Annotated in this window: 15 protein-coding genes and 1 pseudogene; 8 read left to right on the top strand and 8 right to left on the bottom strand. The window is 49.9% G+C overall.

Going from position 1 to position 17,811, the window contains the following annotated elements:
* Positions 1–458: 458 nt before the first annotated feature.
* Together A9587_RS10235 and A9587_RS10230 are read left to right on the top strand one after the other, a co-directional pair.
* Positions 459–1,151, top strand: coding sequence for a FadR/GntR family transcriptional regulator (locus tag A9587_RS10235; protein WP_001131156.1), 693 nt, complete (start codon positions 459–461; stop codon positions 1,149–1,151).
* A 21-nt stretch (positions 1,152–1,172) separates the two neighbouring features.
* Positions 1,173–1,352, top strand: a pseudogene (locus A9587_RS10230) (MFS transporter); the annotation flags it as partial.
* A gap of 13 nt (positions 1,353–1,365) precedes the next feature.
* Here the strand turns inward: A9587_RS10230 and rbsR are convergent.
* From rbsR to kup, 7 genes are all read right to left on the bottom strand, one after another.
* Entirely contained in the window at positions 1,366–2,358 is a 993-nt protein-coding gene (rbsR, locus tag A9587_RS10225) for a ribose operon transcriptional repressor RbsR (RefSeq protein WP_000224458.1), read from the bottom strand.
* A gap of 3 nt (positions 2,359–2,361) precedes the next feature.
* Complete coding sequence (gene rbsK / locus A9587_RS10220; RefSeq protein WP_001517412.1) at positions 2,362–3,291, bottom strand: ribokinase; 930 nt, start codon at positions 3,289–3,291, stop codon at positions 2,362–2,364.
* A gap of 126 nt (positions 3,292–3,417) precedes the next feature.
* Positions 3,418–4,308, bottom strand: coding sequence for a ribose ABC transporter substrate-binding protein RbsB (gene rbsB / locus A9587_RS10215; protein WP_001056270.1), 891 nt, complete (start codon positions 4,306–4,308; stop codon positions 3,418–3,420).
* Between the two features lie 24 nt (positions 4,309–4,332).
* Positions 4,333–5,298 carry a ribose ABC transporter permease gene (rbsC, locus tag A9587_RS10210; protein WP_000211871.1) on the bottom strand — a complete coding sequence of 322 codons (966 nt, stop codon included), beginning with the start codon at positions 5,296–5,298 and terminating at the stop codon, positions 4,333–4,335.
* A 4-nt stretch (positions 5,299–5,302) separates the two neighbouring features.
* Positions 5,303–6,808, bottom strand: coding sequence for a ribose ABC transporter ATP-binding protein RbsA (gene rbsA / locus A9587_RS10205; RefSeq protein ID WP_000387763.1), 1,506 nt, complete (start codon positions 6,806–6,808; stop codon positions 5,303–5,305).
* Positions 6,809–6,815: 7 nt separating this feature from the next.
* On the bottom strand, positions 6,816–7,235 hold the full coding sequence (gene rbsD, locus A9587_RS10200) for a D-ribose pyranase (RefSeq protein ID WP_001517414.1): 420 nt from the start codon (positions 7,233–7,235) through the stop codon (positions 6,816–6,818).
* A gap of 167 nt (positions 7,236–7,402) precedes the next feature.
* The gene (gene kup, locus A9587_RS10195) at positions 7,403–9,271 is read right to left on the bottom strand and encodes a low affinity potassium transporter Kup (RefSeq protein WP_000102299.1); all 1,869 of its coding nucleotides are present in this window, start codon (positions 9,269–9,271) and stop codon (positions 7,403–7,405) included.
* 222 nt (positions 9,272–9,493) lie between these two features.
* Here kup and ravA point away from each other — a divergent pair, with 222 nt between their 5' ends.
* Positions 9,494–10,990, top strand: a complete 1,497-nt coding sequence (gene ravA, locus A9587_RS10190; protein WP_105263491.1) for an ATPase RavA — start codon at positions 9,494–9,496, stop codon at positions 10,988–10,990.
* On the top strand, positions 10,984–12,435 hold the full coding sequence (viaA, locus tag A9587_RS10185) for an ATPase RavA stimulator ViaA (RefSeq protein WP_001517416.1): 1,452 nt from the start codon (positions 10,984–10,986) through the stop codon (positions 12,433–12,435). The genes ravA and viaA overlap by 7 nt, the downstream gene beginning before the upstream one ends.
* Before the next feature lie 4 nt (positions 12,436–12,439).
* Here the strand turns inward: viaA and asnA are convergent, their stop codons facing one another.
* Positions 12,440–13,432, bottom strand: coding sequence for an aspartate--ammonia ligase (gene asnA / locus A9587_RS10180; protein ID WP_000845139.1), 993 nt, complete (start codon positions 13,430–13,432; stop codon positions 12,440–12,442).
* A gap of 151 nt (positions 13,433–13,583) precedes the next feature.
* Between asnA and asnC the strand changes: the two genes are divergently transcribed.
* From asnC to rsmG, 4 genes are all read left to right on the top strand, one after another.
* Positions 13,584–14,042: a transcriptional regulator AsnC gene (gene asnC, locus A9587_RS10175; protein ID WP_000433019.1), complete on the top strand. Its 459-nt coding sequence runs from the start codon at positions 13,584–13,586 to the stop codon at positions 14,040–14,042.
* An 89-nt stretch (positions 14,043–14,131) separates the two neighbouring features.
* Positions 14,132–14,575 (top strand): FMN-binding protein MioC, encoded by a 444-nt coding sequence (gene mioC / locus A9587_RS10170; RefSeq protein WP_000763754.1) that lies wholly within the window; start codon positions 14,132–14,134, stop codon positions 14,573–14,575.
* A 378-nt stretch (positions 14,576–14,953) separates the two neighbouring features.
* On the top strand, positions 14,954–16,843 hold the full coding sequence (gene mnmG, locus A9587_RS10165) for a tRNA uridine-5-carboxymethylaminomethyl(34) synthesis enzyme MnmG (RefSeq protein WP_001517417.1): 1,890 nt from the start codon (positions 14,954–14,956) through the stop codon (positions 16,841–16,843).
* 63 nt (positions 16,844–16,906) lie between these two features.
* Positions 16,907–17,530, top strand: a complete 624-nt coding sequence (gene rsmG, locus A9587_RS10160) for a 16S rRNA (guanine(527)-N(7))-methyltransferase RsmG (RefSeq protein ID WP_000932858.1) — start codon at positions 16,907–16,909, stop codon at positions 17,528–17,530.
* Positions 17,531–17,811: the final 281 nt, after the last annotated feature.

The raw sequence follows: 17,811 nt of genomic DNA, 5'->3' as shown, positions 1-17,811 counted from the left end.
AATTAAACTTCGTAATGAATTACGTGTTCACTCTTGAGACTTGGTATTCATTTAGCGTCTTGCGACGTTAAGAATCCGTATCTTCGAGTGCCCACACAGATTGTCTGATAAATTGTTAAAGAGCAGTGCCGCTTCGCTTTTTCTCAGCGGCGCGGGGTGTGCATAATACGCTTTCCCGCTACAGAGTCAAGCATTTTTTCGCTTTTCTCTGTCGAAGTTCTCAGGAGAACCCCGCTGACCCGGCGGCTTATTTGCCGTTGTTCCGTGTCAGTGGTGGCGCATTATAGGGAGTTATTCCGGCCTGACAAGAGGAAATTTAAAATAATTTTCCGAATGCGTGTTTTTTCATCAAAACACCTGTTAATGCGCCATAAAACAAGCAATTTGCCGTTTTTGCAACCGCAATCACACTTCCTGGTGGCATACTAAGGATGAAAAAAAGAATAAGGAAGATGAGTATGCCATTAAGCGCACAACAGTTAGCTGCACAGAAAAACCTTTCGTATGTTCTGGCTGAGAAGCTGGCGCAACGGATCTTAAAAGGTGAATACGCACCCGGCACCATTCTGCCTGGTGAAATTGAGCTGGGTGAGCAATTTGGAGTGAGCCGTACTGCGGTACGCGAAGCGGTCAAGACGTTAACGGCAAAAGGAATGGTTTTGCCACGTCCACGAATTGGTACGCGTGTCATGCCGCAATCCAACTGGAACTTTCTTGATCAAGAGTTGCTTACCTGGTGGATGACGGAAGATAACTTTCATCAAGTTATTGATCATTTTCTGGTTATGCGTATCTGTCTGGAACCGCAAGCCTGCTTACTGGCAGCAACGATGGGCACCGCAGAACAGAAGGCACATCTTAATACGCTGATGGCCGAAATGGTGGCATTAAAAGAAAATTTCCGCCGGGAACGTTGGGTTGAGGTTGATATGGCCTGGCATGAACACATTTATAAAATGAGTGCTAACCCGTTTTTGACCTCTTTCGCCTCGTTATTTCATTCGGTTTATCACACCTACTTTACATCGATAACCAGCAACACTGTAATAAAACTGGATCAGCACCAGGCGATCGTTGATGCGATAATCCATAGTGATGGCAACGCAGCTTTCAAAGCTTGTCAGGCACTGCTACTTCCCCTCGAGAAGTGAGACAGCCTAACGAAACACTGAATGAGCGATAAAAAGCGTGGTATGGCGAGTTTATTGTGGATTGCGGCAATGACCTTCTTTATGCAGACTCTCGATGCCGCCATTCTGAATACTTCCTTCCCCGCTATCGCTCATAGCCTCAATCGCTCACCCCTTGCCATGCAATCGGCCATTATCAGTTATACGTTAACGGCGGCAATATTTTGCTTAAAATCTAAGCAGAACCGCGCTCCATCAGAATCGGGGTGAGTTGTAATCGTTGTTGCTGTAAGGTTGGTTGAGCCATCCGGTGGATAAGTACATCAATTGCCAGCTCTCCCAGTTCATCTTTCGGTTGATGAATTGTGGTGAGCGGTGGCGTCATATAACGTGCCAGTTCAATATCGTCATAACCAATCACCGCGATGTCCTGCGGAACATGTAACCCAGCCTGGTATAACGCCTGGTACACACCGACCGCCATCGCGTCATTTCCAGTAAACACAGCCTGGGGACGTAACGGATGCGATAATAACTGCTGCATCGCGTCAAACCCGCCGTTAAATTCAAAATCGCCTGTCACTTCATAGCCATCAGGAACTTCCAGTCCAGCACGATCCATTGCCGCCCGGTAACCTTCCAGCCGCAAACGTGCAGGCGTTTTATCCAGCGGGCCGGTAATACAGGCAATACGGGTATAGCCTTTGTCGATCAGATATTGCGTCGCTAAATCCCCCCCCAGAAACGAGTTATCCTGAATGAGATCGCTGTCGCCATCGAACGGCGCCCAGTCCATCATCACGGTAGGAATTGTTGGATAGCGTTGCATGATCTCACGCGAAGGCTGGTGTGTTTCAGTACAGAGTAATAGCAAACCATCGACACGTTTTTGCATCAACGTTTCCAGATTGCGATTCATTCGCTGCTCATCGCCTTCGGTATTGCAGAGAACAAGGCTATAACCGCGTTCAAAGCAACTCCGTTCAACGCCACGCACCAGTTCAGAATAGAAAGGATTGGTACTGGCAGTGATCAACATGCCAATAGTATGTGTTTGATTGAGCTTGAGACTACGTGCCAGAGCTGATGGCGCGTAATTGAGTTCTTTAATCGCCGCTTCAACTTTGGCGGTAATCGCTTCGCTGACGAAGCGATCTTTATTGATGACGTGAGAAACTGTCGATGTAGAAACGCCCGCCAGACGGGCAACATCTTTCATTGTAGCCAAGCGTCACCTCTGCCTGTCTAAGAAGGTATCGATCTCTTCACGCCAGGGAACGGAAGGTTGTGCACCTTTACGTGTCACAGCAATCGCAGCGGCAGCATGGGCAAAACGAATCGCCTCAGGCAATGTTTTTTCTTCCAGCAACGCCGTGATTAACGCGCCATTAAAAGTATCTCCGGCAGCAATAGTATCAACAGCCTGAACCCGGAATCCAGGTACGCGCTGACCTTCGCCATTCACACTGGCCCACACGCCACGGCTCCCTAAGGTAATCAGTACAGTACGGATACCTTTCTCATGTAGTATCTGCGCAGCTTTCGCCGCATCTTCATCATTTTCAACACGAATACCGGTGAGCTTTTCTGCTTCCGTTTCGTTTGGCGTGATGATGTCCACCAGCGCCAGCAATTCGTCAGGAAGTTCACGAGCCGGAGCCGGGTTAAGTGCAACGATAGTTTTATTTTGATGGGCGATTTTCGCCGCTGCCATCACACTTTCGAGTGGTGATTCCAACTGCATTAATAATGCCGACGCGTTGGCAATACGCTCACGTTGCGCTTCCACCAGCGTTGGGGAAAGGGCTGCGTTAGCCCCGGCATGAATGCCGATAACGTTCTCGCCTTCGGCATTAACAAAAATCAGCGCTACGCCTGTCGATTCGCCCTTGATCACACTGACCGGAGAAATATCAATATTATCAGTGGCGAGTTGCTGACGAACACTCTCACCAATGCTGTCATCCCCTGTGCATGCAATGAACGCAATATTCGCGCCACTACGCCCTGCGGCCACAGCCTGATTCGCGCCTTTACCGCCGAATGCGACCTGATAGTGGTTACCGGTTACGGTTTCGCCTGGAGTAGGAAAAGATTGAAGATTAAGGATATGGTCAGCATTAATGCTGCCAAGAACAACGAGGCTGCCTGCATTTTGCATATTCGGGATGTCCATAAAATGCGCCACCGGGTTAGGGTGGCGCGTGCCCTGCTTTTCTTTATATTACACGTTCATCTGTCGATGCCGTATTTATGCCACCATCAGGTTATAAAACCTGATTAAAGACTACTGCTTAACAACCAGTTTCAGATCAACCGGATACTTAGCCTGAACTTTCTCGCCTTTCAGCACTTTATCGGCGGTTTCGACGCCTTTCGCGCCAATCTGATCGGGTAACTGAGCGATAGTCGCTGCTAGTTTGCCATCATTAACCGCTTTTTCGCCATCCGGCGTACCGTCAAATCCGACAACCATCACATCCGATTTACCGGCAGTTTGCAGAGCGCGCAGTGCGCCCAGCGCCATTTCATCGTTCTGCGCGAATACAGCCTGCACATCCGGGTGCGCCGTCAGCAAGTTCTGCATCACGTTCAGACCTTTGGTACGGTCGAAGTCTGCTGGCTGGCTGGCGAGAACGTTAAATTTGTGAGCTGCAACGGCCTGCTGGAAGCCTTCGCCACGTTCGCGAGCAGCGGATGTACCGGCGATGCCCTGCAATTCGATAACTTTCGCCCCTTCACCTGCTTTCTTCGCGATGTAATCACCGGCAATTTTGCCGCCCAGTACGTTATCGGAAGCAATGTGGCTAACAACGTCGCCTTTCGTTGCCTGGCGGTCAAGAGTGATTACCGGGATGTTCGCCTGGTTGGCCATCTTCACGGCGTTACCTACCGCGTCGGAGTCGGTCGGGTTAATCAGCAGAATTTTGGTGCCGCGAACAGTTAAGTCCTGCACATTCGCCAGTTCTTTTGCCGGGTTGTTCTGGGAGTCCAGCACCACCAGGTTATAGCCGAGTTTATCCGCCTCTTTCTGCGCGCCATCTTTCAGCGATACAAAGAACGGGTTATTGAGCGTGGAAACCACCAGCGCAATGGTATCTTTTGCCATTGCATTCGCACTGACGGTGGCGCTTAACGCAACAGCAGAAACCAGGGTAGCCAGTTTTTTCATGTTCATATTCAAGATGTCCTGTAGTCGTTATTACTGCTTTTTGTTGTCTACCAGCACCGCCAGCAAAATCACCACCGCTTTGACGATCATCTGGTAATAGGAGGAAACACCTAACAAATTCAAACCATTATTAAGGAAGCCAAGAATTAATGCGCCGATCAATGTCCCAACAATGCGACCTTTTCCGCCTGCCAGACTCGTACCCCCCAGAACCACCGCGGCAATGGCATCCAGCTCGTAACCAGTCCCCGCCGTCGGTTGCGCAGAGGAAAGACGCGCTACTTCAATGATCCCAGCCAGCGATGCCAGCAGTCCACAAAGAGAGTAGACGATGATTTTGATTCTATTGACATTGATACCAGAAAGACGCGTTGCCGCTTCGTTGCCACCCAGCGCGTAGATGTAACGCCCCAGACGCGTGTGATGCAGCATGTACCAGGCCGCGAGGAAGACAATACCCATGATCCACACAGGCGTCGGTACGCCCAGCGGACGACCAATACCAAACCAGCCAAACAGGTCGGCGTTCTCGGTAAAGCCGGTATTCACCGGGCTACCGTTGGTGTAAACCATCGTCACGCCACGCAGTAAAAGCATCATCACCAGGGTAGCGATAAACGCCTGGACGCGGCCTTTCGCTACAATCACCCCGGTTACCGCGCCAATTGCAGCTCCTAATGCCAGTGCGGCAGCAACAGCCACCAACGCGTTAACTTCAATGCCAACGATGGAGGCAGCAACTGCGCCAGTTAGCGCCAGCAGAGAACCGACGGACAGGTCGATACCCGACGTCAGGATCACCAGCGTCATGCCGACCGCCATAATGGCGTTAACCGAGGTTTGCTGGAGAATATTGAATAAGTTATTAACGGTGAAAAAGTTCGGACTTAACGTCGAGACAATCGCGATCAGCACCAGCAGAGCGATAAGCGATTTCTGCTCCATCAGCCACGCTTTCGTGAAATAACGGCGACCAGAGACAGTCTGGGTTGTCATTTTTTTACTCCTGATTCACGCGATTAAGCTTGCCCACAGCGGCAGCCATTAACACTTCCTGGGTGGCCTGCTCACGAGTAAATTCCCCGCTGAGATGCCCTTCATGCATAACGATGATGCGATCGCTCATGCCTAATACTTCTGGCATTTCCGATGACACCAGAATGATGCTCAAACCATCGGCTTTGAACTGGTTGATCAGTTGATAAATCTCTTTTTTCGCGCCGACATCCACGCCACGGGTGGGTTCATCAAGGATAAGCACTTTCGGGCGCGTCATCAGACCGCGGGCAATCGCCACTTTTTGCTGATTGCCACCGGAAAGCAGACCAATTGCCTGTTCCATCGACGGCGTTTTCACATTGAACAGACGAATAAAATCACTCACCGCCTGTTGCTCATCGGCATGCTTCAGACTGCCATCAGCACGGCTGAAGTAACGCAGGGCAGTTAGCGACATGTTCTCTTTTACTGACATGCCCAGCACTAAACCGTCGCGTTTGCGGTCTTCGGAGATATACACAATGCCATTTGCCAGGCCATCCTGCGGTGAACGGGTAACAACTTCATGCCCATCCAGAGTGACGTAACCGCTGGTGCGCGGCAGTGCGCCGTAGAGCACTTTCATCAGTTCGGTGCGGCCGGCGCCCATCAAACCAGAGACGCCGAGAATTTCACCTTTACGTAGGGTAAAAGAGACATCGTTAACGCCAGGTCCGCAGAGATTATCAACTTTCAGACGGATATCTCCCGGCGCTTTTTCCAGGTGTGGATATTGTTCTTCCAGTTTGCGGCCTACCATCATCTCAATCAGCGAATCTTCGGTTAGTGATGCCACTTCACGCTCGGCAATAAATTGCCCGTCACGAAAAACCGTAACGTCATCACAAATCTCGAAGATTTCTTTCATACGGTGGGAAATATAGACAACGCCGCGCCCTTGCAATTTCAGCTCGCGAATGACGCGGAACAGGGATTCGGTTTCGGTATCGGTCAGCGCATCGGTCGGTTCATCCATAATGATAACTTTCGACTCAAAGCTTAATACCTTCGCGATTTCAACCATCTGCTGGTCACCGATGGAAAGATCGCCCACCAGCTTGTCGCTTTTAAACCGCAGATTAAGTTTAGCCAGCAATTTATCCGCTTCGGCATACATGGTTTTCCAGTCAATTTTGCCAAAACGATTCACAAACTCTCGGCCGAGGAAAATATTTTCCGCAATGGTCAGTTGCGGGATCAGATTCAGTTCCTGGTGGATAATGCCAATTCCAGCTTCCTGAGAAGATTTCGGCCCGGTAAACGTCGTTTCTTTGCCCAGCCATAAAAGCGTACCGGCATCACGGGTATAGATACCGGTAAGCACTTTCATCATGGTGGATTTACCCGCGCCATTTTCACCTACCAGCGCCATCACGCGACCCGGATAGACATTTAGCGCGGCTCCCGAAAGCGCTTTTACGCCCGGGAAGGCTTTATCGATACCTTTAAGCTGTAGTAATGCTTCCATGGCGGCCTCAGAACGTCACGCCAGCACAGAGAATGATATTCGCATACGGGGAACACTCCCCGCTGCGAATTACCGCCTGACTGTTTGCGGTTTGTTGTTTGAATTGTTCATGCGTGATGTAACGAATTTCAATGAAATTTCCCTGGTGTTTTTGCAGCGTCTCAAGATGTGAGAGCAACGTTTCGTGGAGTTGCGGATTATGTTGTTTGATCTCTTCCGCAATAATGGCAGCCTCGACCTGCATTTCACTTGTGACGACGCCCAGCACCTGCATAAAAGAAGGTACGCCCTGGGTTAATGCCATATCGATACGCGTTGTACTTTTGGGGATAGGTAAACCAGCATCACACACCACCAGCGTATCGGTATGCCCCAGGCGGGAGATCACCGACGAAATACCTGAATTAAGAACGGCGCCTTTTTTCATTTTTTTCTCCATCAGCGAAACGTTTCGCTGACCCGCAGTTTAATCCCGTCTAATTAAGGAAAACCATCGCAACGTTGCAGAAATGTGATCAACATCGAAACGTTTTATATCGAGAGCAAACAATGAAAATAAAAACGCCCCCTTATGGAGAAAGGAGGCGTCTGGGGTTAGATCTCGACCTGTGTACCCAACTCGATAACCCGGTTTGGTGGGATTTCAAACTGATCCGGAGCGCGCAACGCATTACGTTGCAACAGCAAATACAGCTTGCCGCGCAAACGTAAGTACCACGGACGTTTGCCGAGGATCAGTGATTCATGTGACATAAAGAAGGACGTTTCCATCATTCGACAACTTAACCCTTCCAGACCACAGCGGTGGAAAACTTCTTCTACGTTTGGCGTTTCCCGCCAGCCGTAACTTGCCACCACGCGCCAGAAAGTAGGCGACAGTTGTTCAATCTGTACCCGACGGACGTTATGGACATATGGCGCGTCTTCAGTACGCAGAGTTAACAGAATAACCCGCTCGTGCAATACCTTGTTATGTTTGAGGTTATGCATTAGAGCAAAGGGAATGACATTGATTGCGCGCGACATATACACCGCAGTTCCGGGCACACGAACAGGCGGTGATTTCTCCAGCGAAGCAATCATCGCCTCCAGAGAGTTACCATGTTCATGCATCCGCCGCAGCAGGCGGAAACGCTCACTCTTCCAGGTGGTCATCACGATAAACATCACCGTACCGAGGCTCAATGGCAACCAGCCACCGGAGAGCAGTTTATCGAGGTTAGCGGTAAACAGCGGGATATCAACACACAAGAAGGCAATCAGAATCAGCGCAACAAAATACTTATTCCAGTGCCAGTTCTGGCGCGCCACGGTAGTTGAAAGAATAGACGTCAGTACCATAGTTCCGGTAACTGCAATCCCATATGCCGCCGCCAGGTTACTGGAGTGCTCAAAGCTGACTATCACAATCACGACTGCGACATAAAGCATCCAGTTCACAAATGGAATGTAGATTTGCCCCGATTCCATTTCAGAAGTGTGAATAATGCGCATCGGAGACAAATAGCCCAGACGTACCGCCTGACGCGTCAATGAGAAGACACCAGAGATAACCGCCTGCGAGGCAATTACCGTTGCCAGTGCGGCGATGATCAGCAGCGGGATCAGCGCCCAGTCCGGTGCCAACAGAAAAAACGGGTTTTTAATCGCTTCCGGGTTCTTTAACAGCAGCGCCCCCTGACCGAAGTAGTTAAGGGTTAAAGAAGGCAGTACGACGGTAAACCATGCCAGGCGAATCGGGAACTTACCAAAGTGCCCCATATCAGCGTACAGCGCCTCAACACCGGTAATCGACAGAACCACCGCGCCTAACGCAATAAAGGAAACGGTTTTATATTCAAGGAAGAAATGCACCGCCCACATTGGGTTTAAGGCATGCAACACTTCTGGATTGGCAATAATGCTACGTAACCCAAGAGCTGCCAGAATCAAAAACCAGGTCAGCATAATCGGCGCAAAAAGCTTACCGACCATAGCAGTGCCATGTTTTTGAATCATAAACAGTAACGTGAGAACGATGATTGAGAGGGGAACAATCCAGGTGTCCAGTTGTGGGGCGACGATTTCCAGACCTTCGATGGCAGACATTACCGAAATGGCGGGTGTTATGACAACTTCACCATAGAAAAAGCTGCCGCCTATTAGCCCCATAATCACCAGAATTGAGGTCGTTCGCGCCGACGTATTGCGCCCGGCAAGCGACATCAGCGTCAGAATTCCCCCTTCACCGGCGTTATCTGCACGCATCACGAAGGTGAGATATTTTATGGAAACCACAAAGATTAGCAGCCAGAAGATCAGCGATAAAAAGCCAAACACGGCATCGCGTTCAACGCCAAAACCAAACTGGCCGGACAAACATTCACGAAGCGTATATAACGGGCTGGTACCAATATCGCCGTAGACAACTCCAATCGCCGCGAGGGTAATCGCGGGCAACGATTGCTTATTATCAGTGCTCATAGACTAGTCTTTCGTTGAAATATGAAATGTGTGCGTAGTCCCTTGGCCCACAAAAAAGCGTTCAGTATGCACGATTAACGGCAAAATCGTACTCCTAAATGCGGTCACATTAACCTGGCTCAAAGAAAAATAGCCCTCCTTTGAGACTATTTTTGCCACCATCAAGAAACGTCTATACTCGCAGTTTACGCAGAACTTTTGACGAAAGGACGCCACTTCATTATGGCTCACCCTCATTTATTAGCGGAAAGAATTTCCCGCCTGAGCAGTTCGCTGGAAAAGGGGCTTTATGAACGTAGCCACGCCATCCGCCTGTGTTTGTTAGCGGCATTAAGCGGCGAAAGCGTATTCCTGCTCGGCCCGCCAGGTATTGCCAAAAGTCTGATTGCCCGGCGTTTAAAATTCGCCTTTCAGAATGCTCGCGCGTTTGAATATCTGATGACCCGCTTCTCCACCCCGGAAGAAGTTTTTGGCCCGCTTTCCATTCAGGCGCTAAAAGATGAAGGCCGCTATGAGCGTTTAACCACCGGTTACCTGCCGGAAGCAGAAATCGTCTTTCTTGATGAGATCTGGAAAGCCGGGCCAGCGATTCTTAATACCCTACTGACCGCTATTAATGAACGCCACTTCCGCAACGGTGCACATGTCGAAAAAATTCCTATGCGCCTGCTGGTGGCGGCCTCCAACGAACTGCCGGAAGCAGACAGTAGCCTGGAAGCGTTATATGACCGTATGCTGATTCGTCTGTGGTTAGATAAAGTGCAGGATAAAGCGAATTTCCGCTCCATGTTGACCAGCCAACAGGATGAAAATGACAATCCCGTTCCTCCCTCTCTACAGGTTACAGATGAGGAATATGAACGTTGGCAGAAAGAGATTAGTGAAATTACGCTGCCCGATCATGTATTTGAGCTGATTTTTATGCTGCGCCAACAACTGGATAAATTGCCGGATGCCCCCTATATTTCCGATCGCCGCTGGAAAAAAGCAATCCGTTTACTGCAGGCCAGCGCCTTTTTTAGCGGTCGCAATGCGGTAGCCCCGATTGATCTGATCTTGCTGAAAGATTGCCTGTGGTATGACGCGCAAAGCCTGAATTTGATTCAACAACAAATTGATGTATTGATGACCGGTCACGCATGGCAACAGCAAGGGATGTTGACTCGCCTGGGCGCGATTGTGCAGCGTCGCCTGCAACTTCAGCAACAACAAAGCGATAAAACGGCTTTTACCGTGATTCGTCAGGGCGGTATGTTCAGCCGTCGCCCACAATATCAACTTCCAGCCAACGTTACCGCTTCCACGTTGACCCTGCTGCTGCAAAAACCATTAAAACTGCATGATATGGAAGTGGTTCATATCGCTTTTGAGCGTAGCGCACTGGAACAGTGGCTGAACAAAGGCGGTGAAATTCGCGGCAAATTAAATGGTATTGGTTTTGCCCAGAAGCTGAATATGGAAGTTGATAGCGCCCAACATCTTGTTGTCCGTGATGTCAGTTTGCAGGGTACGACACTGGCTCTCCCCGGCACATCTGCAGAAGGCCTGCCTGGCGAAATAAAACAACAACTGGAAGAGCTTGAAAGTGACTGGCGTAAACAACAAGTTTTATTCAGCGAACAGCAAAAATGTCTGTTTATCCATAGCGACTGGTTAGGTCGCATTGAAGCCAGCCTACAGGATGTCGGTGCCCAGATTCGCCAGGCGCAACAATGCTAACACTGGATACGCTTAATGTAATGCTGGCCGTCAGCGAAGAGGGATTGATCGAAGAGATGATCATCACGCTGTTGGCCTCGCCACAACTGGCTGTTTTCTTTGAAAAATTCCCACGCCTGAAGGCGGCAATCACTGATGATATTCCCCGCTGGCGTGAGGCGCTGCGCAGTCGGCTGAAAGATGCACGCGTCCCACAGGAACTCACTGAAGAGGTCATGTGCTATCAGCAAAGCCAACTTCTCTCCACACCGCAATTTATTGTGCAGTTACCGCAGATCCTGGACTTACTGCATCGACTAAATTCCCCATGGGCCGAACAAGCCCGGCAGTTGGTTGATGCCAACAGCACGATCACCCCAGCATTACACACGCTTTTTCTCCAACGTTGGCGCTTAAGTCTGATCGTGCAAGCGACGACGTTAAATCAACAATTATTAGAAGAAGAACGTGAACAACTGTTGAGCGAGGTTCAGGAACGCATGACGTTAAGCGGTCAACTTGAACCTGTTCTGGCGGAAAACAACACCGCAGCCGGTCGCCTGTGGGATATGAGCGCCGGTCAGCTCAAACGCGGCGACTATCAGTTAATTGTGAAATATGGTGAATTTCTTAACGAGCAGCCGGAGCTGAAACGTCTGGCAGAACAGTTAGGGCGTTCACGGGAAGCAAAATCGATCCCCCGCAACGATGCGCAGATGGAAACCTTCCGCACAATGGTACGCGAACCAGCGACCGTTCCTGAGCAGGTTGATGGCTTGCAGCAAAGCGATGATATTTTACGCCTTCTGCCGCCGGAACTGGCGACTCTGGGCATTACTGAACTGGAGTATGAATTTTACCGTCGGCTGGTGGAAAAACAGTTGCTCACTTATCGCCTGCACGGTGAATCATGGCGTGAAAAAGTTATCGAACGTCCGGTCGTCCATAAAGATTATGACGAACAGCCGCGCGGGCCGTTTATTGTCTGCGTAGATACATCTGGCTCAATGGGCGGCTTTAATGAACAGTGCGCGAAAGCGTTCTGTCTGGCCTTGATGCGCATTGCCCTCGCTGAAAATAGGCGCTGCTTTATTATGTTATTTTCCACCGAGATCGTCCGTTATGAGCTTTCAGGCCCACAAGGCATCGAGCAAGCGATCCGTTTTTTAAGCCAGCAGTTTCGTGGCGGCACCGATCTTGCCAGTTGTTTTCGCGCCATTATGGAGCGCTTGCAAAGCCGGGAATGGTTTGACGCCGATGCGGTGGTGATTTCTGATTTTATCGCCCAACGGTTGCCTGACGACGTGACGAGTAAAGTAAAAGAGTTGCAGCGGGTACATCAGCATCGCTTTCATGCCGTGGCGATGTCGGCGCACGGCAAACCCGGCATCATGCGCATTTTCGATCATATCTGGCGCTTTGATACCGGGATGCGTAGCCGCCTGCTCAGACGCTGGCGGCGATAAGTCATTACAACAGAGAAGAGACGCTCTCGCGAACGGCCGCAGGCCATACGCCGCACTGAACCTGCCCAATATGTGGCAGTTGCAGCAACAACATGGTTAAACGAGACTGACCGATACCGCCGCCGATAGTCTGTGGCATTTCGCCGCGCAGCAGCGCCTGATGCCACTCCAGTTGCAGACGATCTTCATCACCGGTCAGCGCCAGTTGATGTTTCAACGTCTCGGCATCCACACGGATACCCATTGAAGAAAGCTCAAACGCATCTTCCAGTACGGGGTTCCACACCAGAATATCGCCGTTCAACCCCGCATATCCAAGCTCTGAAGGAGTACTCCAGTCATCATAATCCGGTGCGCGCACGTCGTGGCGGTGGCCATCGCTTAACTTGCCGCCAATTCCGACGAGGAATACCGCGCCAAGATCTTTCGCAATCGCCCGCTCACGCCCTTTGGCATCAAGATCCGGATAACGGGACAGTAATTCCTGACTATGTACAAAGTGGATCTGATCCGGCAGGAACGGTGCCAGGCCAAACTCTTTGCTAACTGCGGCTTCGGTCGCTTTAATTCCCGCCCAGATCGCCTCTACCGTGCTTTTCAGAGTGGAGAATTGGCGCTCACCGTCGCCCATTACGCGTTCCCAATCCCACTGATCAACATAGACCGAGTGCAACGGGGAAAGACGGTCTTCATCGGGGCGAAGGGCTTTCATGTGCGTGTAAAGCCCTTCGCCCACGCTGAAGTCGTGTTGCCCTAATGTCTGACGTTTCCACTTCGCCAGTGAATGAACCACTTCGAACTGGGCGTCAGGCAGCGCTTTCACTTTTACCTGCACCGCTTTTTCACAGCCCGACAAGTTATCCTGCGTGCCATCCCCCACACGGCTAAGGATTGGCGCCTGGACTTCAATCAGCCCTAAGCGTTCTTCCAGTTGACGAGAAAAGTGAGATTTCACGAAGCTAATTTGACGTTGTTTGGCAATGTAAGCGGTTTTCATTTTTTATACTCCTGCGTCCTGTTGCTTATGATTAAGCAACAAAAACCGGCACACATGCAATAATCATTCAATAAAAAGCCTTGCTTACTTTTGATTCATTAAAAATTAAGGCTAAAATAGACTGAATCATTAATATTCATAAGAAAAATCTATGGAAAATTATCAAATCGACAATCTGGACCGCGGCATTCTGGAAGCATTAATGGGCAATGCGCGTACCGCTTACGCCGAACTGGCGAAACAATTTGGCGTCAGTCCGGGAACGATCCACGTTCGCGTAGAGAAAATGAAGCAGGCAGGGATTATTACTGGTGCTCGGATTGATGTTAGCCCGAAACAGCTCGGTTATGACGTAGGCTGCTTTATCGGCATTATATTGAAGAGCGCCAAAGACTATCCTTCCGCGCTGGCAAAACTGGAAAGCCTTGATGAAGTAACTGAAGCCTATTACACCACCGGCCACTACAGCATCTTTATTAAGGTAATGTGCCGCTCGATCGACGCTCTCCAGCATGTACTTATCAACAAGATCCAAACAATTGATGAAATTCAGTCCACTGAAACTCTGATCGTACTGCAGAACCCGATCATGCGTACTATCAAGCCATGATCGACTTTTTTAATCCCATACTTTTCCACAGGTAGATCCCAAAGCGTTCACAGCGTACAATACGCCACTCTTAAAAAAGGTGGCGGTTTATGGCAGATATTACTCTTATCAGCGGCAGCACCCTCGGTGGTGCCGAATATGTGGCAGAACACCTGGCTGAAAAGCTGGAAGAGGCAGGTTTTACCACCGAAACGCTGCACGGCCCGTTGTTAGAAGAGTTATCTACCTCTGGGATCTGGCTGGTTATCAGTTCTACCCACGGTGCCGGAGACATTCCGGACAACCTCTCTCCTTTCTATGAAGCATTGCTGGAACAAAAAACCGATCTTTCTGCGGTACGCTTTGGCGCAATCGGCATTGGTAGTCGTGAATACGACACTTTTTGTGGTGCTATCGATAAACTCGATGCTGAACTCAAAAATTCCGGTGCGAAACAGATTGGCGAAACACTGAAGATCAACATCCTTGATCATGACATTCCGGAAGATCCGGCAGAAGAATGGCTGGGATCGTGGGTTAATTTACTCAAATAACTATACAGATCGTGCGATCTACTGTGGATAACTCTGGTAGGAAGCTTGGATCAACCGGTAGTTATCCAAAGAACAACTGTTGTTCAGTTTTTGAGTTGTGTATAACTCCTCATTCTGATCCCAGCTTATACTGACCAGGATCACCGATCATTCACAGCTAATGATCCTCAGCAGGTCATTGATCTTAAAAGCCAGATCCTTGTTATCCACAGACCAGGTCGATCCTAATAAGAGATCACAATAGAACAGATCTCTAAATAAAAAGATCTTCTTTTTAATACTCAGGATCCCAGGTCTTTCTCAAGCCGTCAAAGTTGAGTAGAATCCACGGCCCGGGCTTCAATCCATTTTCATACCGCGTTATGCGAGGCAATCACCATGTTTTATCCGGATCCTTTTGACGTCATCATCATTGGCGGGGGTCATGCAGGCACCGAGGCAGCGATGGCCGCGGCGCGTATGGGTCAACAGACTCTGCTTTTGACACACAATATCGACACTCTGGGGCAGATGAGCTGCAACCCGGCGATCGGCGGTATTGGGAAGGGACATCTGGTAAAAGAAGTGGATGCACTCGGCGGTCTGATGGCAAAAGCGATCGACCATGCAGGTATTCAGTTTAGGATACTAAACGCCAGCAAGGGGCCAGCGGTTCGGGCTACCCGGGCACAGGCGGATCGCGTGCTCTATCGTCAAGCGGTACGTACTGCTTTGGAGAATCAACCGAACCTGATGATCTTCCAGCAGGCGGTTGAAGATCTTATTGTCGAAAACGATCGCGTGGTCGGCGCTGTTACCCAAATGGGCCTGAAATTCCGTGCCAAAGCTGTCGTTCTTACTGTCGGGACTTTCCTTGACGGTAAGATTCATATCGGTCTGGATAATTACAGCGGTGGTCGTGCTGGCGATCCTCCATCCATTCCGCTCTCGCGCCGTTTACGTGAACTTCCGCTGCGTGTTGGTCGTCTGAAAACCGGGACACCGCCGCGTATTGATGCGCGTACCATCGACTTTAGCGTCCTTGCACAACAGCATGGCGATAACCCGATGCCGGTGTTCTCGTTTATGGGCAATGCGGCCCAGCATCCACAGCAGGTGCCGTGCTACATCACCCATACCAACGAAAAAACGCATGACGTGATCCGCAGTAACCTCGATCGCAGTCCGATGTATGCCGGAGTGATCGAAGGTGTCGGCCCACGCTACTGTCCGTCGATCGAAGACAAAGTCATGCGCTTTGCTGACAGAAACCAGCATCAGATCTTCCTTGAGCCAGAAGGGTTAACGTCTAACGAAATTTATCCGAACGGTATCTCCACCAGCCTGCCGTTCGATGTGCAGATGCAAATCGTCCGCTCCATGCAGGGGATGGAAAACGCGAAGATCGTGCGTCCGGGTTATGCCATTGAATATGACTTCTTCGATCCGCGTGACCTGAAACCTACGCTGGAGAGCAAGTTTATCCAGGGGCTGTTCTTTGCCGGTCAAATTAATGGCACTACAGGTTACGAAGAAGCGGCGGCGCAAGGTTTGCTGGCCGGTCTTAACGCCGCTCGCCTGTCTGCAGACAAAGAAGGCTGGGCACCGGCGCGCTCCCAGGCGTACCTCGGCGTACTGGTAGATGACCTCTGCACACTGGGTACTAAAGAACCGTATCGTATGTTTACCTCTCGTGCGGAATATCGTCTGATGCTGCGCGAAGATAACGCCGACCTGCGTCTGACTGAAATCGGACGTGAGCTGGGGCTGGTTGACGATGAACGTTGGGCGCGCTTTAACGAGAAACTCGAAAATATCGAGCGTGAGCGTCAGCGTCTGAAATCCACTTGGGTAACCCCGTCGGCGGAAGCTGCTGCCGAAGTGAATGCTCACCTGACTGCGCCGCTTTCCCGTGAAGCCAGTGGTGAAGATCTGTTGCGTCGTCCGGAAATGACCTATGAAAAATTAACCTCGCTGACGCCGTTTGCCCCTGCGTTGACAGACGAGCAGGCGGCGGAACAGGTTGAGATTCAGGTTAAATATGAGGGTTATATTGCGCGCCAACAGGATGAGATCGAAAAACAGCAGCGTAACGAGAACACACTGCTGCCTGCGACACTGGATTACCGCCAGGTATCCGGTCTGTCTAACGAAGTGATCGCTAAACTCAACGATCACAAACCGGCCTCTATTGGTCAGGCTTCGCGTATTTCTGGCGTCACGCCTGCGGCCATCTCCATTCTGCTGGTGTGGCTGAAAAAACAAGGTATGCTGCGTCGTAGCGCATAACGCATTAAAAATGCCTGGTAAGCACCCGCTTACCGGGCAACGCATCAAGAACAGGTAATCACCGTGCTCAACAAACTCTCTTCACTGCTGAAAGACGCAGGAATTTCGCTTACCGATCACCAGAAAAATCAGCTTATTGCCTACGTAAATATGCTGCATAAATGGAATAAGGCGTACAACCTGACTTCGGTCCGCGATCCTAATGAGATGCTGGTACGCCATATTCTCGACAGCATTGTCGTGGCACCGTATCTGCAAGGTGAACGTTTTATCGATGTCGGTACAGGACCGGGTCTGCCAGGTATTCCACTCTCTATTGTGCGTCCTGAGGCCCACTTCACGTTGCTGGATAGCCTCGGTAAACGCGTGCGCTTCCTTCGTCAGGTGCAACATGAGTTAAAACTGGAGAACATTGAGCCAGTACAGAGTAGGGTAGAAGAGTTTCCGTCAGAGCCACCGTTTGATGGTGTGATTAGCCGTGCTTTTGCCTCTCTGAACGATATGGTGAGCTGGTGCCATCATCTTCCTGGTGAACAAGGTCGTTTTTATGCGCTGAAAGGCCAAATGCCAGAAGATGAAATGGCCCTGCTACCAGCAGAATATCAGGTTGAATCAGTGGTTAAACTTCAGGTTCCGGCTCTGGATGGCGAACGTCATCTGGTGGTGATTAAAGCAAATAAAATTTAATTTTTATCAAAAAAATCATAAAAAATTAATCGGTTTGACTGTTAACAACAACCGGGTTTTTTACTGATATAACTGGTTACATTTAACGCCACGTTCACGATTTTGATTCAATACTGTAACGTGGCTTTTTTTGATAAGCAGAAAATAAGTCATTAGTGAAAATATCAGCCGGCTAAAAATCGGCGCTAAGAAGCATAACTTGCTGTTAAAATATTATTAAGAATGTCAATGGCTGGTTTTTGTTATGTAAATGTCATTTATGAAAACAGTATCTGTTTTTA

The sequence above is a fragment of the Escherichia sp. MOD1-EC6162 genome (assembly GCF_002965125.1).
Classification (GTDB): Bacteria; Pseudomonadota; Gammaproteobacteria; order Enterobacterales; family Enterobacteriaceae; genus Escherichia; species Escherichia marmotae.
Note: the sequence above shows the minus strand (reverse complement) of the source record. Positions and strands in the feature narration are given on the sequence as shown.

Coding starts and splice junctions, on each gene's coding strand:
- A9587_RS10235 (WP_001131156.1), top strand. CDS start 459: ATGCCATTAAGCGCACAACAGTTAGCTGCACAGAAAAACCTTTCGTAT.
- rbsK (WP_001517412.1), bottom strand. CDS start 3,291: ATGCAAAATGCAGGCAGCCTCGTTGTTCTTGGCAGCATTAATGCTGAC.
- rbsB (WP_001056270.1), bottom strand. CDS start 4,308: ATGAACATGAAAAAACTGGCTACCCTGGTTTCTGCTGTTGCGTTAAGC.
- rbsC (WP_000211871.1), bottom strand. CDS start 5,298: ATGACAACCCAGACTGTCTCTGGTCGCCGTTATTTCACGAAAGCGTGG.
- rbsA (WP_000387763.1), bottom strand. CDS start 6,808: ATGGAAGCATTACTACAGCTTAAAGGTATCGATAAAGCCTTCCCGGGC.
- rbsD (WP_001517414.1), bottom strand. CDS start 7,235: ATGAAAAAAGGCGCCGTTCTTAATTCAGGTATTTCGTCGGTGATCTCC.
- kup (WP_000102299.1), bottom strand. CDS start 9,271: ATGAGCACTGATAATAAGCAATCGTTGCCCGCGATTACCCTCGCGGCG.
- ravA (WP_105263491.1), top strand. CDS start 9,494: ATGGCTCACCCTCATTTATTAGCGGAAAGAATTTCCCGCCTGAGCAGT.
- viaA (WP_001517416.1), top strand. CDS start 10,984: ATGCTAACACTGGATACGCTTAATGTAATGCTGGCCGTCAGCGAAGAG.
- asnA (WP_000845139.1), bottom strand. CDS start 13,432: ATGAAAACCGCTTACATTGCCAAACAACGTCAAATTAGCTTCGTGAAA.
- asnC (WP_000433019.1), top strand. CDS start 13,584: ATGGAAAATTATCAAATCGACAATCTGGACCGCGGCATTCTGGAAGCA.
- mioC (WP_000763754.1), top strand. CDS start 14,132: ATGGCAGATATTACTCTTATCAGCGGCAGCACCCTCGGTGGTGCCGAA.
- mnmG (WP_001517417.1), top strand. CDS start 14,954: ATGTTTTATCCGGATCCTTTTGACGTCATCATCATTGGCGGGGGTCAT.